The 16,313-nt window shown below is 62.5% G+C and carries 20 protein-coding genes; 17 read left to right on the top strand and 3 right to left on the bottom strand.

The genetic code is table 11. The features are described 5' to 3' along the window. Window positions 1–109 precede the first annotated feature (109 nt). From phnC to phnE (BRAS3843_RS34475), 4 genes are all read left to right on the top strand, one after another. Window positions 110–919: a phosphonate ABC transporter ATP-binding protein gene (gene phnC / locus BRAS3843_RS34490; RefSeq protein WP_008973875.1), complete on the top strand. Its 810-nt coding sequence runs from the start codon at window positions 110–112 to the stop codon at window positions 917–919. Between the two features lie 84 nt (window positions 920–1,003). Continuing rightward, entirely contained in the window at window positions 1,004–1,933 is a 930-nt protein-coding gene (phnD, locus tag BRAS3843_RS34485; RefSeq protein ID WP_008973874.1) for a phosphonate ABC transporter substrate-binding protein, read from the top strand. A 71-nt stretch (window positions 1,934–2,004) separates the two neighbouring features. Beyond that, a complete protein-coding gene (gene phnE, locus BRAS3843_RS34480; protein ID WP_008973873.1) occupies window positions 2,005–2,889 on the top strand; it encodes a phosphonate ABC transporter, permease protein PhnE in 885 nt (294 codons plus the stop codon). Further along, on the top strand, window positions 2,886–3,734 hold the full coding sequence (gene phnE / locus BRAS3843_RS34475; protein ID WP_008973872.1) for a phosphonate ABC transporter, permease protein PhnE: 849 nt from the start codon (window positions 2,886–2,888) through the stop codon (window positions 3,732–3,734). The genes phnE (BRAS3843_RS34480) and phnE (BRAS3843_RS34475) overlap by 4 nt, the downstream gene beginning before the upstream one ends. 1 nt (window position 3,735) lies before the next feature. Here the strand turns inward: phnE (BRAS3843_RS34475) and phnF are convergent, their stop codons facing one another. Further along, on the bottom strand, window positions 3,736–4,464 hold the full coding sequence (phnF, locus tag BRAS3843_RS34470) for a phosphonate metabolism transcriptional regulator PhnF (protein WP_008973871.1): 729 nt from the start codon (window positions 4,462–4,464) through the stop codon (window positions 3,736–3,738). Between the two features lie 120 nt (window positions 4,465–4,584). Between phnF and phnG the strand changes: the two genes are divergently transcribed. The 9 genes from phnG to BRAS3843_RS34425 are packed head-to-tail and all read left to right on the top strand — an operon-like array spanning window position 4,585 to window position 11,535. Next, a complete protein-coding gene (gene phnG, locus BRAS3843_RS34465) occupies window positions 4,585–5,037 on the top strand; it encodes a phosphonate C-P lyase system protein PhnG (protein ID WP_008973870.1) in 453 nt (150 codons plus the stop codon). After that, window positions 5,038–5,649, top strand: a complete 612-nt coding sequence (phnH, locus tag BRAS3843_RS34460; protein WP_008973869.1) for a phosphonate C-P lyase system protein PhnH — start codon at window positions 5,038–5,040, stop codon at window positions 5,647–5,649. It begins immediately after the preceding gene. 2 nt (window positions 5,650–5,651) lie between these two features. Beyond that, the gene (locus tag BRAS3843_RS34455; protein ID WP_008973868.1) at window positions 5,652–6,755 is read left to right on the top strand and encodes a carbon-phosphorus lyase complex subunit PhnI; all 1,104 of its coding nucleotides are present in this window, start codon (window positions 5,652–5,654) and stop codon (window positions 6,753–6,755) included. After that, window positions 6,752–7,636 carry an alpha-D-ribose 1-methylphosphonate 5-phosphate C-P-lyase PhnJ gene (locus tag BRAS3843_RS34450; RefSeq protein ID WP_008973867.1) on the top strand — a complete coding sequence of 295 codons (885 nt, stop codon included), beginning with the start codon at window positions 6,752–6,754 and terminating at the stop codon, window positions 7,634–7,636. The genes BRAS3843_RS34455 and BRAS3843_RS34450 overlap by 4 nt, the downstream gene beginning before the upstream one ends. Further along, complete coding sequence (gene phnK / locus BRAS3843_RS34445; RefSeq protein WP_008973866.1) at window positions 7,629–8,423, top strand: phosphonate C-P lyase system protein PhnK; 795 nt, start codon at window positions 7,629–7,631, stop codon at window positions 8,421–8,423. Before BRAS3843_RS34450 ends, phnK begins: the two co-directional genes overlap by 8 nt. Before the next feature lie 11 nt (window positions 8,424–8,434). After that, on the top strand, window positions 8,435–9,133 hold the full coding sequence (phnL, locus tag BRAS3843_RS34440; protein WP_035983803.1) for a phosphonate C-P lyase system protein PhnL: 699 nt from the start codon (window positions 8,435–8,437) through the stop codon (window positions 9,131–9,133). Between the two features lie 16 nt (window positions 9,134–9,149). Then, window positions 9,150–10,307 (top strand): alpha-D-ribose 1-methylphosphonate 5-triphosphate diphosphatase, encoded by a 1,158-nt coding sequence (locus BRAS3843_RS34435; protein ID WP_008973864.1) that lies wholly within the window; start codon window positions 9,150–9,152, stop codon window positions 10,305–10,307. After that, window positions 10,304–10,909, top strand: coding sequence for a phosphonate metabolism protein/1,5-bisphosphokinase (PRPP-forming) PhnN (gene phnN / locus BRAS3843_RS34430; RefSeq protein WP_008973863.1), 606 nt, complete (start codon window positions 10,304–10,306; stop codon window positions 10,907–10,909). Before BRAS3843_RS34435 ends, phnN begins: the two co-directional genes overlap by 4 nt. Window positions 10,910–10,923: 14 nt before the next feature. Further along, window positions 10,924–11,535 (top strand): pyridoxamine 5'-phosphate oxidase family protein, encoded by a 612-nt coding sequence (locus BRAS3843_RS34425; protein WP_008973862.1) that lies wholly within the window; start codon window positions 10,924–10,926, stop codon window positions 11,533–11,535. A gap of 39 nt (window positions 11,536–11,574) precedes the next feature. Here BRAS3843_RS34425 and BRAS3843_RS34420 read toward each other — a convergent pair whose 3' ends face one another. After that, window positions 11,575–11,796 carry a hypothetical protein gene (locus BRAS3843_RS34420; RefSeq protein ID WP_008973861.1) on the bottom strand — a complete coding sequence of 74 codons (222 nt, stop codon included), beginning with the start codon at window positions 11,794–11,796 and terminating at the stop codon, window positions 11,575–11,577. 419 nt (window positions 11,797–12,215) lie between these two features. Here BRAS3843_RS34420 and BRAS3843_RS34415 point away from each other — a divergent pair, with 419 nt between their 5' ends. The 4 genes from BRAS3843_RS34415 to BRAS3843_RS34400 all read left to right on the top strand — a co-directional run bounded on the left by BRAS3843_RS34415 (window position 12,216) and on the right by BRAS3843_RS34400 (window position 15,962). Further along, window positions 12,216–13,124 carry a YbhN family protein gene (locus tag BRAS3843_RS34415; RefSeq protein ID WP_008973859.1) on the top strand — a complete coding sequence of 303 codons (909 nt, stop codon included), beginning with the start codon at window positions 12,216–12,218 and terminating at the stop codon, window positions 13,122–13,124. A 115-nt stretch (window positions 13,125–13,239) separates the two neighbouring features. Beyond that, window positions 13,240–14,448 carry a BtaA family protein gene (locus BRAS3843_RS34410; protein WP_008973858.1) on the top strand — a complete coding sequence of 403 codons (1,209 nt, stop codon included), beginning with the start codon at window positions 13,240–13,242 and terminating at the stop codon, window positions 14,446–14,448. A gap of 146 nt (window positions 14,449–14,594) precedes the next feature. Beyond that, window positions 14,595–14,783, top strand: a complete 189-nt coding sequence (locus BRAS3843_RS34405; RefSeq protein WP_035983784.1) for a hypothetical protein — start codon at window positions 14,595–14,597, stop codon at window positions 14,781–14,783. A gap of 510 nt (window positions 14,784–15,293) precedes the next feature. Next, window positions 15,294–15,962, top strand: a complete 669-nt coding sequence (locus BRAS3843_RS34400) for an NAD(P)H-dependent oxidoreductase (RefSeq protein ID WP_008973856.1) — start codon at window positions 15,294–15,296, stop codon at window positions 15,960–15,962. Window positions 15,963–15,982: 20 nt separating this feature from the next. On the opposite strand, the gene BRAS3843_RS34395 is transcribed toward BRAS3843_RS34400, so the two are convergent. Continuing rightward, window positions 15,983–16,243: a hypothetical protein gene (locus BRAS3843_RS34395; RefSeq protein ID WP_008973855.1), complete on the bottom strand. Its 261-nt coding sequence runs from the start codon at window positions 16,241–16,243 to the stop codon at window positions 15,983–15,985. Between the last annotated feature and the right edge of the window lie 70 nt (window positions 16,244–16,313).

The following is a 16,313-nucleotide window of genomic DNA, read 5'->3' as shown; positions in this document are numbered from 1 at the left end:
GACGTGTGCACGCGGCGTGTGGATCGTCCTGCGACGCAGTGGGACTGTCACATAACTGTAGAATCTCGGCGCTAGCGGAGTCCGGAAGCGAACCGGTCCGGAGAACCCAATGCTGGTGGTAGATGGTCTGACGTGCCGTTTCGGCGCGAAAGCCGCAGTTGACAATGCATCCTTCTCCATCATGCCGGGCAGCTTCGTCGGCGTCATCGGGCGCTCCGGCGCCGGTAAATCAACTCTCTTGCGGTCGATCAATCGGCTGAGCCCCGTCAGTGGCGGTCGGATCCTGTTCAAGGATGTCGATGTCACCGCGCTGCGTGGTCGTGAGTTGCGGCAATGGCGCGCCCGCTCGGCGATGATCTTTCAGCAATTCAACCTGGTCGGCCGCCTCGATGTTCTGACCAATGTTCTGATGGGACGGCTGGCGCATATCCCATCCTGGCGCTCGCTGGCGCAGCTCTGGCCAGGGCAGGACGTTGCGGTCGCCCTCTCGGCGCTCGAGCAGTTCGATATGGCCGCGCTGGCGGCTCAGCGCGCTGACCAGCTCTCCGGCGGTCAGCAGCAGCGCGTTGCCATCGCGCGCGCCCTAGTGCAGGAGCCCGAGCTCATTCTCGCCGACGAGCCAATCGCCTCGCTCGATCCGCGCAATACCAAGATCGTGATGGATGCGCTTCTACGCATCAACAAGCATTTCGGCATCACGGTGATCTGCAACCTGCATTCGCTCGATCTGGCGCGCGGCTATTGCGATCGCCTGATCGGCATGGCCACCGGCCGCGTCGTCTTCGACGATGTGCCGGCGGCGCTGACGCCTCAGATCGCTCGCGAGCTTTACGACCTTGAAGCGGACGAAGTGATGGATGCGACGCTTCCTTCGCCAGCCGAAACCGTTCCGACCCTCGGCCAAGCGGCCGTGGCCTGATTGTCCGTGTTTCCAAAATGGCCGCTCATGACGAGCGGCCATTTTAGGAAAAATCGAGTCCCACCTGATCCCAGAGGATAAATCATGATCAACCGTCGAGTCGTTCTGGCCGGCATGGCGTCCATCGCATTCACTGCGTCCGCTTCCGCGGAAGATTGGCGTGCGAAATATCCCGAAATCACGTTCGCGGCGATCCCCTCCGAGAACGGTTCCGGCGTCGTCGAGCGCTATACGCCGTTCGTCAACTATCTCTCCAAGGAGCTCGGCATCAAGGTGACGCTCCGGGTCGCCAACGACTACGCTGCGGTGATCGAGGGCCAGCGCGCCGGCAACATCCATATCGGCTATTATGGCCCCGCGTCGTTTGCTCGTGCCCGTCTCACCGGTGTCAAGACCGATGCCTTCGTGATCGACGTTAATTCCGACGGTTCGAAGGGCTATTACTCGGTATTCTATGTGCTGGCGAACAGCCCCTATCACAAGGTCGAGGACCTCAAGGGCAAGAACCTCGGTCTCGTCGATCCGAATTCGACGTCCGGCAACAACATGCCGCGGTTCAAGCTGAACCAGCTCGGCATCGATCCCGAGACCTATTTCTCCAAGGTCGTCTTCACCGGCAGCCACGAGAACGCAGTGCTCGCGCTGGCCCAGGGCACGGTCGACGTCGCCGCGAATTGGTGGAACAGCGAGGACGATTCCAACCTGACCCGTATGCTCACCAAGAACATGGTGAAGACGGCGGACGGCAAGCCGATGACGAAGGATGACTTCCGCATCATCGTCAAGTCGGACATGATTATCAACTCGCCTTACGCTTATCTGTCCGACCTGCCGGATGACATGAAGGCTGCGATCAAGCAGGCGTTCCTGGATGCCGCGCAGAAGGATCCGGAAGCCTTCAAGAAGCTGTCCGACGGCAAGAACCGTCCTTGGGAGCCGATCGCGAACGAGGACTACAACAAGACGATCGAGCTGATCAAATTCGTCGACAGCCTGCGCAAGAAGGCGTCCTGACGGGTCATAGGCGTTCCAGGGCCGGGTCGATCGGACCCGGCCTTTTCCCTTTGCTGCCGCGCGGGCCCGCAATGACATCCGCTGTCTCCATTCTTCCCAGCCAGCAACTGGACGCGCTCAACGCGGAGTATCGCGGCGCTATCGCGCGCAAGCGGCTTCGGTTCTACGTCGCAACCATCCTCTTCATTGCGCTGCTTGTGCTGGCCGGCATCGGCGCCGAAGTGAACTTCCGGACCTTCTTTACCTATTTCGGCAATTTCGTCAGCTATTTCGATCGTATCCTGAAGCTCGATGACGGCAGCCGGGTCTGGACCAATATTCCAGAGTGGTTCTGGGGCTCGAAAAAGTGGCTCAAGCTGCTCGGCGAGACGCTCCTGATCAGCTATGTCGGCACCTTGACCGGGATGGTGTTTGCGTTCTGCCTCAACTTTCTGGCTGCTGAAAACACCTCACCAGCTCCCTGGCCGCGCTTTTTAGTCCGACGTCTTTTGGAGTTCGCCCGAACCGTTCCGGGTATCGTGTTCGCGCTGATCTTCGTCATCGCGTTCGGCCTCGGGCCAATGGCCGGCGTGCTCGCGATCGCAGTTCATTCGACTGGCGCGCTTGGCAAGCTGTTCTCGGAAGTGGTTGAGAATGCCGACATGAAGCCGGTCGAAGGCATCCGTTCGACCGGGGCGAGCTGGCTTTCTTCCATGCGGTTTGCGGTCTTGCCGCAGGTCATCGCCGGCTTCGTCAGCTACACGCTGTTGCGCTTCGAGATCAACGTCCGCGAAGCCTCGGTGATGGGTTTCGTCGGCGCCGGCGGCATCGGGCAGGAGCTCGTGGTGGCAATCCGCAAGTTCTATTATTCCGATGTCAGTGCGATCCTGGTGATGATCGTGGTCACGGTTTTCTTGATCGATATCAGCACCGGTTGGCTGCGCGCGAGGCTGTTTGGCGCAGAGGCGCGCACATGAGCCAGCTGGAACGGCCGGATCCACAGCAGCTGCGCGGCCGCTATCCTCACGTCTTTGACCGGCCGATGGCCGCGCGCCTCGCGACGCCGCTGATGCTGGTGCTCGCGCTTGCGATCTTCGGGTTCGGTCTGGTCGATCTGGAATTTTCCCCCAGCCGGATGCTCTCGGGACTCAGCCAGCTCGGCTGGATCGCACGGATGATGCTGCCGCCGGATCCCGGTTCATCGCTACCGCTTTATCTCAAGGCGCTGGGCGAGACGCTCTCGATCGCCCTGCTGGGGACGACGCTCGCGGCACTTGCAGCGCTGCCCATCAGCCTGCTTGCCGCACGCAACGTCGTGCCGTCCGCGATCTTCCGTTTTCCGGTGCGGCGGATATTCGACACCATCCGCGGCGTCGACCAGCTGATCTGGGCACTGGTCTGGATCAATGTGGTCGGGCTCGGCCCGTTTGCCGGCGTGCTGGCCATCGCGATCTCCGACTTCGGCGCGCTCGGCAAGCTGTTCTCGGAGGCGATCGAAGCCGCGGACCGGAAGCAGGTGGAAGGCATTCGCGCCGCTGGCGGCAGCAGGTTGCACGAAGTCCGCTTCGGCCTGATTCCGCAGGTTCTGCCCGTGATCGCGGGGCAGGTGCTCTATTTCATCGAGTCCAACACCCGCTCGGCGACAATCATCGGCATCGTCGGCGCTGGCGGCATCGGCCTGCAGCTTGCGGAGCAGATCCGCGTGCTGGAATGGCAGACCGTGTCGTTCCTGATCCTGATGATCCTGGTGGCGGTTGCGGCGATCGACTGGATCTCCGGCAAGCTGCGCTTTGCCATCATCGGCCGCCGCGCCATCGCGTAGCCTATGAGCCTGCGATCTCGAACGTCACGCGCTCGGCGGCGAAGCGCGAGCGCTTGGTGACGAGCGGCTTGCCGTCGGCATCGACGTCAGTGCTATCGACGACCAGCACCGGCCGTCCCAGTGCCAGGTCGAGCCGCGCGGCGTCCGTGGCCTCAGCAATGGCGGCGGTGATCCTGGTCGCGCCGCGACGATAATCGCGGATGCCATAATGCGCGAGCAGCGCAGTCATCGAGCGGGTCGAGGCAAAGATGCGGCCCGCATCCGGAAACCGCTCCGCCGACAGCCAGGACGTGCTGACGCAAATCGGGATCTTGTCGGCGAAACGCAGCCCCTCGATTCGCACCAGAGGGGCGCCGGTCTTCAGTCCGAGCTCTCGCGCAAGGTCCCGTGACGCGGGCTCCTGCGATTCCGCAATCAGCTGGCCGCGCGGCTCGCGGCCCTCAGCGCCGACGATCTCGGAAAACCGCGTCCGCGAACTGAGCGGGTAAGCGAGGCGCGGCGTTTCGACATAAGTGCCGCTGCCGCGCGCGGCACGCACCAGCCCGCGTTCGGCCAGCGCTGCCAGCGCCCGCCGCACGGTATGGCGGTTCACACGATAGATCTCGGCAATTTCGGTTTCGCCCGGCAGCCGCGCGCCGGCCGCAAAGCGGCCTTCGGCGATGTCGCGTTCGATTCCATCGGCGACCTGACGCCACAGGGCCACTCCAGAAACTGCATCCTGCATGCTCATCGCCGCGTCTCGTCGGAGGTGGTGAAAATCACGCCCATGTCATCAAACCGTCATTGCGCGGGCTTATCAAGTTGTCTAGTATCATAGACAACTTGAGGCCGGCAAGATCGGAAAATGGCGATGAAGGCAGAGGCGATAAAGGACAGGCGCAAGGCCGCGATGAGTGTCCTGGCGCATGCGCCGGCGGTCGATATCGCCGCGCGACTGCAGCCGATGGCGCTGCCGGCGCACGAGGAGCTGCGCGCGCCCGAGAACGGGCTGGTGATGGTCCGCGGTCGGATCGGCGGCGATGGGGCGCCGTTCAATCTCGGCGAGGCGACGGTGTCGCGGGCGGCGGTGCGCTTGGCCAGCGGCGAGGTCGGTTTCGGTTACGTGCTGGGGCGCGACAGCGAGAAGGCGCGGCTGATCGCGCTGTGTGACGCGCTGATCCAGGCCGACAGTCATGGCGATGCGGTCGAGATGCAGGTCGTGTTCCCGTTGCGCCAACGCATGCTGGCGTCGCGTGAGCAGAAGGCGCGCGAAGCGGCGGCAACGAAGGTGGAGTTCTACACCATGGTGCGCGGGGAGGGCTGAATGGAGGCGATGATCTCGGATCTCCTGGCGGGTTTTCCCGATGCGGTGCTCTCGGCGCAATCGACCTTCCGCGCCGTCATGGAGGCGATGGCGCGGCCCGGCACCATTCAGCGTGTCGCTGCCACTGTCGGTGTGCCGTCCGGCCTGACGCGCGCCGCGGCAGCGCTTGCGCTGACCTTGTTCGATCACGACACGCCTGTCTGGCTCGATCCGGCGTTGGCGACTGGGCCTGACGTTGCGACATGGCTCAAATTCCACACCGGCGCGCCGGTCGTGGCCGAGACGGTAAGAGCGAGCTTTGCGCTGATCCGAGACGGCGGCTTGTTGCCAGATCTGGAATCGTTTGCGCTCGGCAGCGGCGAATATCCCGATCGTTCGACGACGCTGATCCTGCAGGTTGCCAGCCTGGGCGAAGGACGCGCTTACGAGCTGCGCGGCCCTGGTATTGACGGCGCGGCAACGCTGTGTACTGCGATTGCGCCGGATGATCTGTTTGATCGGCTTGCGATCAACGAAGAGCTGTTTCCGCGCGGCATCGATGTCGTGCTGGTTCATGACGACAGTATGGTTGCGATCCCGCGCACGACGCGGCTCGTCGTCGCGGGAGGCTGATCATGTATGTCGCAGTCAAGGGTGGCGAGCGCGCGATCGAAAATGCGCACCGGCTGCTTGCGCATGAGCGGCGCGGCGATCGCGACGTTCCGGAAATTTCGCTGGCGCAGGTTGCCGAGCAGTTGGGGCTCGCGGTCGATCGCGTGATGGGTGAGGGCTCGCTGTACGACCGTGAGCTCGCGGCGCTGGCGATCAAGCAGGCGCGTGGCGACCTGATCGAGGCGATCTTCCTGGTGCGCGCTTTCCGCGCCACGCTGCCGCGGTTCGGTGTGACCGAGCCGGTCGATACCGGTCAGATGCGGGTGCAGCGTCGTGTTTCCTCGACATTCAAGGATATTCCCGGTGGCCAGGTGCTCGGGCCGACGTTCGACTATACGCATCGGTTGCTCGATCCGCAGCTTGTTCATGGCATCGAGCCCGCGCCGCCGGCCGTCGGCGAAGCATCGGACGCGTCGACGCCGCGAGTGACCGACATCCTCGGGCGCGACGGGCTGATCGAGCCGTCGCCGCAGGCGCAAGCCGATGCTGATGTCGGCGATCTCACGCGCGAGCCGCTCGGCTTTCCTGCCGAACGCGATCTGCGGCTGCAGAATCTGGCGCGCGGCGATGAGGGCTTCCTTTTGGCGCTGGGCTATTCGACCCAGCGCGGCTATGGCCGCAATCATCCTTTCGCCGGCGAGATCCGCTTCGGCGAGGTCGAAGTCGAGTTCATGGCGGAAGAGGTTGGCTTTGCCGTGCCGCTCGGCTCGATCGAATTAACCGAATGCCAGATGGTGAACCAGTTCAAGGGCTCGGCCACCGAAGCGCCGTGCTTCACCCGCGGTTATGGCCTTGCCTTCGGGCAGAGCGAGCGCAAGACGATGTCGATGGCTCTGGTCGATCGCGCTCTGCGCGCACGTGAGCTGGGCGAGGACGTCCTTGCGCCCGCGCAGGACGAGGAATTCGTGATGTCGCATTCCGACAATGTCCAGGCGACCGGCTTCGTGGAGCACTTGAAGCTGCCGCATTATGTCGACTTCCAGTCGGAGCTCGGGCTGTTGCGCAAGCTGCGCAAGGAATTCGAGGAGGCGAATGCGGCGCCCTCGTTGCAGGAGGCAGCGGAATGAACGCGCCAACCTATAATTTTGCTTATCTCGACGAGCAGACCAAACGGATGATCCGCCGCGCGATCCTGAAGGCAATCGCGATTCCCGGCTATCAGGTTCCGTTCGCGAGCCGCGAGATGCCGATGCCCTATGGCTGGGGCACTGGCGGCGTCCAGGTGACCGCCGCGATTCTCGGCCCCACCGATGTGCTGAAAGTGATCGACCAGGGCTCGGACGACACCACCAATGCGATCTCGATCCGCAAGTTCTTTGCCAAGACCGCCGGTGTCACCACGACGACCTCAACCGAGGTCGCAACCGTGATCCAGACCCGGCATCGCATTCCGGAGGCATCGCTGCGGGCCGGGCAGGTGCTGGTGTATCAGGTGCCGATCCCGGAGCCGCTGCGCTATTTGGAGCCGCGCGAGACCGAGACGCGGCGCATGCATGCGCTGGCCGAATATGGCCTGATGCATGTGAAGCTCTATGAGGACATCGCGCGCTTCGGTCACATCGCGACGGCCTACGCCTATCCGGTCAAGGTCAATGCGCGCTACGTGATGGATCCATCGCCGACGCCGAAATTCGACAATCCCAAGATGGACAATTGTCCGGCGCTGCAGCTGTTCGGCGCGGGGCGCGAGAAGCGCATCTACGCGATCCCGCCTTATACGTCGGTGGTGTCCCTCGATTTCGAGGACCATCCGTTCACGCGCTACAAGTTCGACGCGCCTTGTGCACTCTGCGGCGCGGCGGATTCCTATCTCGACGAGATTGTCACCGACGACAAGGGCAGCCGGATGTTCGTCTGCTCTGATACGGATTACTGCGAGGGCCGCCAGGCGGCCGGGCATCGTGGCAGCCAGGCCGCCGCTCCGCACAAGGAGGCCGCGCATGATTGAGGCGCCCGGCATGTCAGACCAGCCGCTGCTCGTTGCGGAGGGCCTTGCAAAAACGTACGGGCGGCTCGTCGCCTGCCGCGATATTTCTTTCACGCTTTATCCAGGCGAGGTGCTGGCGATCGTCGGCGAGTCAGGCTCCGGCAAGTCGACCCTGCTGCAGATGCTGTCGGCGCAGCTTGCGCCGAGTGCCGGCCGCGTGTCCTACCGCATGCGCGATGGCGTGCTGCGCGACCTTGCGGCGCTGGGCGAGGCCGAGCGCCGCTTCCTGTTCCGGACCGATTGGGGCTATGTCCACCAGGACCCGGCGCAAGGCCTGCGCATGGCGGTCTCGGCGGGTGCCAATGTCGGCGAGCGGCTGATGGCGGTCGGCTGGAACAATTATGGCCGGATACGCCAGACGGCGTCTTCGTGGCTCGACCGGGTCGAGATCGACGTCGCCCGCATCGACGATGCTCCGCGAACTTATTCCGGCGGCATGCGCCAGCGGCTGCAGATCGCGCGCAATCTGGTCACCGAGCCGCGGCTTGTCTTCATGGATGAGCCGACCGGCGGGCTCGACGTCTCGGTGCAGGCGCGTCTGCTCGATCTGATGCGCAGCCTGGTCAATGAGCTGGGACTTGCGGCCGTCGTCGTCACGCACGACCTCGCGGTCGCGCGGCTGCTGTCACACCGCGTGATCGTGATGAAGGAAGGCCGCGTGATCGAGACCGGCCTGACCGACCAGGTGCTCGACGATCCACGCGAGCCCTACACCCAGTTACTTGTGTCTTCGATCCTGCCGCCATGAGGTCGACGCCGATGTCCGTGATGATTGCCATCGAGAGCGCGGAAAAGACCTTCACCATGCACCTGCAGGGCGGCATCCGGCTGGCCGTGGTGCGCGGCGTGTCATTCCAGGTCCATGCGGGCGAGTGCATGGTGCTGTCCGGCCCCTCCGGCGCGGGCAAGTCGTCGATCCTGAAGATGATCTTCGGCAACTACCGCTGCGACGGTGGTCGTATCGGGGTTCGGCACCAGGGCGTCATCCTGGACCTGGCGCAGGCCGAGCCGCGTGCGATCCTGAACGTACGCCGCCATACGATCGGCTATGTCAGCCAGTTCCTGCGTGCGGTGCCGCGCGTGCCTGCGCTCGACGTCGTCGCCGAGCCTTTGATCGCAACCGGCGCGCCGCGAGAGATCGCGCGCGAACAGGCCGCAAAGCTGCTGCGTCGTCTCAACATCCCCGAACGTCTCTGGAGCCTGCCGCCATCGACTTTCTCCGGCGGCGAACAGCAACGCATCAACATCGCGCGCGGCTTCATTTCCGACCTGCCGATCCTCCTTCTGGACGAGCCGACCGCATCGCTCGATGCCGCCAATCGGTCAGTCGTTGTGGAACTGATCGAGGCCAAGAAGAAGGCGGGCGTCGCGATGATCGCGATTGTCCATGATGATGACATTCGCCGGCAGATCGCTGATAGCACCGTGGACGTCACGGCATTTGCAGCAGCAGCATGAACAGGACAGACATAGCATGGCCCTAAGCAATTCCGAGAACGTGATCGGCAATGCCAGGGTTGTCCTGGCCGACCGCGTCATCGAGCAAGGCTGGGTGGCAGTCGTCAACGGCCAGATTGCCGCGATCGGTGAGGGCAAGAGCCCTGCGGGAAGCGAAGACGCCGCGGGGGACCTGATCATGCCCGGGCTCATCGAACTGCACACCGATCATCTGGAAGCACATTTCGTCCCGCGACCGAAGGTGTTCTGGGACCCGATCGCCGCGGTGATCTCTTATGATGGGCAGCTCGCGACGGCTGGCATCACCACGGTTCTGGATTCGCTGCGGGTCTGGAGTGAGGAAGGCACCAGCGACGTCGAAGGCCGGGCCGCCATGCTGGCTGACGCGATCGGATCAGCTCGCGATGGCGGCCTGCTGCGGGCGGATCATTTTCTGCATTTGCGCTGCGAGATCCCGATGCCGACCGTGGTCCGTGAAGCCTCGGAGCTCGCCGGCCGTCCGGACGTGCGCTTGATGTCACTGATGGACCACACGCCGGGGCAACGGCAGTTCCGCGATGAAGGCAAGCTGCGCGACTACTATCGCGGCAAAGGCGGCGGCAGGACCGATGCAGAGCTCGACATTCTGTTCGAGCGCCGGTTCGCCTATCAGAAAGCCTATGCATCGGACAATCTGCGCGAGATCATCGCGCTGGCGCGGAAGCACAATGTCCCGCTCGCCAGTCATGATGATACGACGGAGGAGAACGTCGCCGATGCGATCAAGGATCGCATTTCGGTGGCGGAGTTCCCGACCACGATCGAAGCTGCGCGCGGTTTGCATCAGGCCGGCATCTGCATCCTTATGGGCGCGCCGAATGTCGTGCGTGGCGGTTCGCATTCCGGCAACATTGCGGCGCTCGATCTCGCCCGCGATGGCCTGCTTGATATCCTCTCGTCCGACTACGTGCCCTCGAGCCTGTTGTTGGGCGCGCTGCAACTACCGCAGCGGGTGCCTTCGATTGACCTCGCTGCCGCGGTTCGCACCGTGACCAAAGCACCGGCTGAAGCCGTCGGTCTTTCGGATCGCGGCGAGATCGCACCAGGCAAACGCGCGGACTTGATCCGGGTGCATATTGCCGGCGCCGTTCCGGTTGTCCGCAGCGTGTGGCGCGAAGGAATGCGTGTCGCATGAGCGAGACGTCAGCCCCCTCGACCGACATGCCACTCAAGCTTGGGCCCGGCCGGATCGTGCTGGTGGTCGGACCGAGTGGGGCTGGCAAGGATACGCTGATCAATCTGGCGCGCGCCGAATGTGCCGGCGATGACCGCGTCGTTTTCCCGCGACGCGTCGTCACGCGGCGCGCGTCGACGTCTGAAGATAACGACGAATTGGATGAGACGGCGTTCCGGCTGGCTTTGGCGCGGGATCAGTTCGCCATCCATTGGGAAGCGCATGGACACTTGTATGGTCTGCGGCGTGACATTGACGGCGATATCCGCGCCGGCCGAACCGTCGTCGTCAACGTCTCGCGCCGCGTGATCGCGGCATTTCGCCGCGCCTACGCGCATGTGGTGGTCGTCGCTGTCACTGCACCTTCGGACGTCCTCGCCGAACGGCTGGCGCAGCGGCATCGCCCGAGTGATGGTGATCTTGACGCGCGACTTCATCGGGCCGTCTCGGAAGATCCGTTCCTCGCAGATCTCACGATCTGCAATGTCGGCGATGCGAAGCGGCACGCAAGCACGCTGCTAGGGATGATTACGCGCGAGTTCGGTGGAGCAGGGCCAAATTGAGCGGAAAGGACGCCATGTCGACCATCACCACGATCGAGCAGCTCGAAGCCATCTACGGCAAGACAGGTCTGACATCGACTGTGAAAGTCGCCGATCGGGTAACGGCGCACTACCGTGTCATGATCGAGAAATCGCCTTTCGTGGCGCTCGCGACCTCCGGACCCGAGGGACTGGACTGTTCGCCGCGCGGCGATCTGCCCGGCTTCGTCCGTATTCACGATGACAAGACGTTGATGATGCCGGATCGCCGCGGCAACAACCGCATCGATTCGCTGCGCAACATCGTTCGTGATCCGCGCATCGCGCTGCTGTTCCTGATTCCAGGATCCGGCAACACCTTGCGTGTGAATGGACAGGCACAGTTGTCAGCGGATCCCGAGCTGCTTGCCTCGTTCAAGATCGACGGCAAGACCCCGCGCAGTGTTCTCGTCATGACCGTCGACGAGGTCTACTTTCAATGTGCACGCGCCATTGTGCGTTCCGATTTGTGGAACCCTGATAACCGCGTCGACCCTAAGGACCTACCGACGCCAGGTCAGATCCTGGCCGATATGAGCGCAAAGCAGGTCGATGCGGAACAGTATGATCGCGAGTGGCCGGAGCGCGCCCAACAAACCTTGTGGTGACGGCGTTGGTTCTGTGTGAATTCAAGATCGGAAACTATATCAGGCGGCTACGTCCAGAAGCCGCGACGAGCCTCTGATCAGGACCTTTCGGCCCGCCTGCGTCAGCGCAGGCGTGCCCTCGATCATTGCCACCAGCCCGGCAGCTACGAGCTGATCAACCATCAGGCCGCTGAGCCTGCGGCGTTCGCGCACAGGAAGCCGGAGCGCCTTGAGCGTCTCCCACTGATCCTGCGTTAAGTCGTGATCGGTTTCCGCGTTCATGCTGCCTCGAATGCGTGCTGCGTTGCGGGCCTCTTACCTACGCCGCATGACGAAGATGCGACCATCATGCATCGGTATTTGCACAGGCTTCTTCAATATGCGTTGATGCCGCAGAGCTTAATTCAAATTCTCATGATCGGTCGCACCGCAATGCGGGATGTGTGGCAAACAGGTCGATACACGCTAACGCCGATGGTTAATATCTTGAATGGAAGGACTCGCATGCCTGAGAGAGACTGCAACGGTAACTTAGCTGTCACATCCCCGTGTCAAACGGCGCCATGAATCGACCCGAATCGGCTGGCGCGTCCGCGCCGCAAGGCTCCCATGGATTCGCCGCCCTGACCGACGAAAAGCCGCAGGCAACATTGAGCCGCAGGACGTGGCTCCGAGGTCTCGGCGGCCTTGCGGTCAGCATGATGATTGCCGGCGCGGCGATCTACGCGCTGACGCGTGCGATCAAGAAGCTGGATATAGCTCACGCGTTGGCGATCGCGGAAGATACGGATACGCGGTTAATCGCGCTGGCGCTACTGCTGATCATCATGTCCTACGCCAGCCTGACGCTCTACGACTTGCTTGCGCTTCGGACCATCGGCCGACGCGATGTTCCGTTTCGCATGGCGGCCCTTGCGAGCTTCACGAGCTATCCTATCGCCCATGGCATCGGGGCCGTCGCCTTGATCGCTCCGGTGATTCGCTATCGAGTCTACTCGCGCTACAAATTGGGCGCGATCGACATCGCGAATATCAGCTTCCTGACCGGTCTCACTTTCTGGCTCGGCAATCTGACTGCCCTTGGGCTAAGCCTCATGATCGATCCCGATGCCTTTGGTTGGGTCGAGTATTGGCCGCCTACGCTCAATCGGCTGGTGGCGACTGCGCTGCTGGCCGGGGTGCTCGGTTTCGTGGTCTGGAGCTGGCCTGGACGGCGCAGCAAGCGCTGGCCGGTGCGGCTTCCGTCGGGTCCGTTGGTGCTCGTCCAGATCCTGATCGGCTTGTTTGATCTGAGCGCCGCAGCGCTTGCGATGTACGTGCTGATTCCAGCAGAACTCGACGTTGAGCTCTCGCGCCTGATGGCCGTGTTCATTGCGGCCACTCTGCTGGGCTTCGCCAGCCATGCGCCGGCTGGAATAGGGATGTTCGATGCAACGATCCTGCTCGGTCTGGGAAGTGACGACAAGGATCCTGTCCTCGCTGCACTCCTTATCTTCCGGATTCTTTACCATCTGTTGCCGTTTGTGATCGCGCTTGCGCTGTTCGGCAGCGTCGAAGCATGGCGAACGCTGCGCCGTAATCATTCAGCCGCTCCAGGATCGGGCGACTAAGCGCTTGATCTTCGAGGCAAGTGCAACAGACTTGTAACAAGTCACGCGGGTCTCCCTGTCGCATAATTGCATTGCGTCCGCGCTATCCTTGTCGAATCGGTGAGCCGAGGCACGGATGACGACGCAACTGATTGCTGGAGCCACGCGCGGCAGCGGGCTTGAGAACGGGATGACGCTCTGGGACAGGGCGGTCGCGTTTTCGGTGCGACGGTTGATCCACACCCAGAGCTGGGACGATCCGGAAGCGGATCTCGCAGCCCTGCAATTGCCGCTCGGTTCCACAATCGTGACGGTCTCGTCTGGTGGTTGCAATGCGCTCTCTTACCTGACCGCACAGCCGGCGCAGATTTTTGCCGTCGATCGCAGCGAATCCCAGTTGGCATTGCTCAAACTGCGGCTCGCGGGTGTCCGTGCGTTTGGCAGCTACGACGAGTTCTGGGAGTTTTTCGGCGAGGCGGCGTCGCCTGCAAACGCCGAGCGTTACCTTCAGAAGCTGCGTCCTCTGCTCGATGCGCCGACCCGAAGTTATTGGGATGGACACAACGTCCTCGGGCGCCGCCGCTACACCTATTTCACCGATGGGCTCTACCGGCATGGACTGCTCGGTCGGGCGATCGGCTTTGCCCACCAGATCACGCGTGTTCTTGGGATCGACCTTGACGTTTTGTTGATGGAGGCGGTTGATTCTCCGGCCCGGCTGGAAGCGATGGCGCGTCTTGGTCGTCTGTTTCATTCGACGCCGTTGCGGCTCGTGGCACGCGCCCAGGCGCTCTTGTTCAGCCTCGGAATTTCACCGCAACAGCGGGCTCTCTTGCAGGCTGAAGCTCCTCTCGATGTGGTTCTCTACCGGCGACTACTACGTCTGATCGACGGTCATCCCGCCGACAGCAACTACTTTGCCTGGCAGGCTCTGCGTCGTGCCTATTCCGGTCCTGATGATCGCTGCTTGCCGCCCTATTTGCAGCGCCGTCATTTCCCTCGCATGCGCAACGGCGTTGGCGTGATCATTCCCGTCCGAGCCAATCTCGCCCAATTCCTGGACAGCCTGCCGGCGCGCGAAGTCGACGCCGTCGCATTGTTGGACGTGCAGGACTCGATGGGCGTCGACGATATCCGTAAGCTGTGGACCGCGATTGATCGCGCCGGGAGCGAACGCATCCGCGTCGTATGTCGTACGACGGGCAGCGCCTCCCCGCTGGAGGCCGTCACGCTTTCTGGGCTTCGCGGCCGCTGGCAGCGCGACGAAGAGCGCAGCGCGGTCGGCGCCGAACTGGACCGCTCCGGGATCTATGGCGGTTTTCATTGCTACGTCAGGTGCGCGTGACCGCACTCATCTCGCTTAAACGTCCTGTTGCGTTGCAATAGATGTCGCGAACAGAAAACGCGGCCTGAGCACGATGCCGTGACGCCAATTCCCACTGGACTTGCTAGAGTGCGATGCCTGCTTGGGTTTGTATCTCGGGAGTGAGCATGATCAGACTCGTGGAAATCCGCAGTCAGGAATATTTGTGCCGGGAACGTGCCGCGGTGGATGTGCAACGGCGGGCGTTTTGGCTGGCGCAGGCGGAGGAGTGGGAGAGGCGAGCTCTGGACGAGATCGCGCACCACTTTCGCGAGTGCAATCCGAATTGGAGTGAGGTTCGCCAAGTGACGCATTAAGTGAAGCACGAGGCCTTGAACAGCGGCGACGTGAACGTGGCTGTGCTCCGTTTCCGACCTTCGCGTATATCACCACGCACTTGGCGGCGAACTTCGGAAGCGAAGCGCTAGTGGCGCAGAGCGGGCCTGTGCACGCTGTGTCTGACCTCGGCGCCACAATCTGCGCATTCGAAGACCAGGTCGATCCTGGCCGAGTTCCAATGCGGTTCGACCTCCCGAACATGCATGGGTAAGAACCCCAGACAACCGGGGCATACGACCGGAGCCAATCCCTGCTCTTCGCTTGGTCTCGTATAGGCTGGCATTTTCGCTCTCCTTCGCAAAGCGCACCCAACCTGGTCCCATTCTACTGCGCCTGCTCTGGAGTCCTCATCAACTGTGCCGAACGGACAGAGAACGGCGGCTGATTGTGCGCCGCTGTGACCTTCATGTAACATCTCGGCCGCAGGCCGGTTCCAATCAGTGCGCGGAGTGCTCGAACTCCAGCGGGGTCTTGATGCGGGGGAAATCATGAAGGTGTTCATCGTGCTCGCGCATCCCGAGCACCAGAGCTTCAACGGCGCGATGTATCGGGCGGCAGTCGAAGCGCTGAGCGCTGCAGGCCATGAGGTCAAGACGTCGGACCTCTATGCGATGCAGTTTGATCCCGTGTCGAGCCGGCATAACTTCATCACGGTCAAGGATCCCGACTACTTCAAGCAACAGATTGAAGAGCTGCACGCGTCCGAGAACTACGGTTTTGCGGAGGAAATCGAGCGTGAAATCCAGAAGATCGAATGGTGCGATCTGATGATCTGGCAGTTTCCGCTGTGGTGGTTTGGCTTGCCGGGAATCCTCAAGGGCTGGGTCGACCGCGTGTTTGCGATGGGCCGCACCTATGGCGGCGGCAGGATCTATGCGGACGGCGTGTTCAAAGGCAAACGTGCCATGCTGTCACTGACAACCGGCGGCCCGAGCACCGCCTATGAGAAGGGCGGCTTCAATGGCGATATCACAGCGATCCTGCGGCCCATTCACCGCGGAATTCTCCAGTTCACCGGCTTTGACGTGCTTGCGCCGCAGATTGCTTACGGGCCCGTCCGGCTGGAGCAGAGCGAGCGGGTGACCCTGTTGGCATCTTACACCGACCGTCTCAAGACAATCGCGTCGGAGCAGCCGCTCGATGTTGGCATCTACTGATGACGCGACGTTTCGCGGGCTCAGCGCTTGTCCATCATAGTGAAGACAAAGCCGGTCAGGGTTGCGCCGACGGCAAAGACAAGTGTGAACATGCCGACGAAGACTGCAAACGTCAGATGTGGTTCCAAGTCATGTGCGATCAGGCGGGCGATGCCGAACTTGTCGACGAACGCCAGGACGAAGGCGGCACAGAGCCCGAGCGCCGTTCCCATGATGGCGTGACCCGCAAGTTCATGCCAGATCGTCAGCTCGAGCGACGCAGCGCGTCTTTTCGGAGGCATCAGTTGAGCTCCCGACTAATAGGGCCTGAACGCTCGGGCCGCTGCTCGGTTCCTAGACATCGCGTCGATT

Source organism: Bradyrhizobium sp. STM 3843, assembly GCF_000239815.1.
Taxonomy (GTDB): domain Bacteria; phylum Pseudomonadota; class Alphaproteobacteria; order Rhizobiales; family Xanthobacteraceae; genus Bradyrhizobium.
Note: the sequence above shows the minus strand (reverse complement) of the source record. Positions and strands in the feature narration are given on the sequence as shown.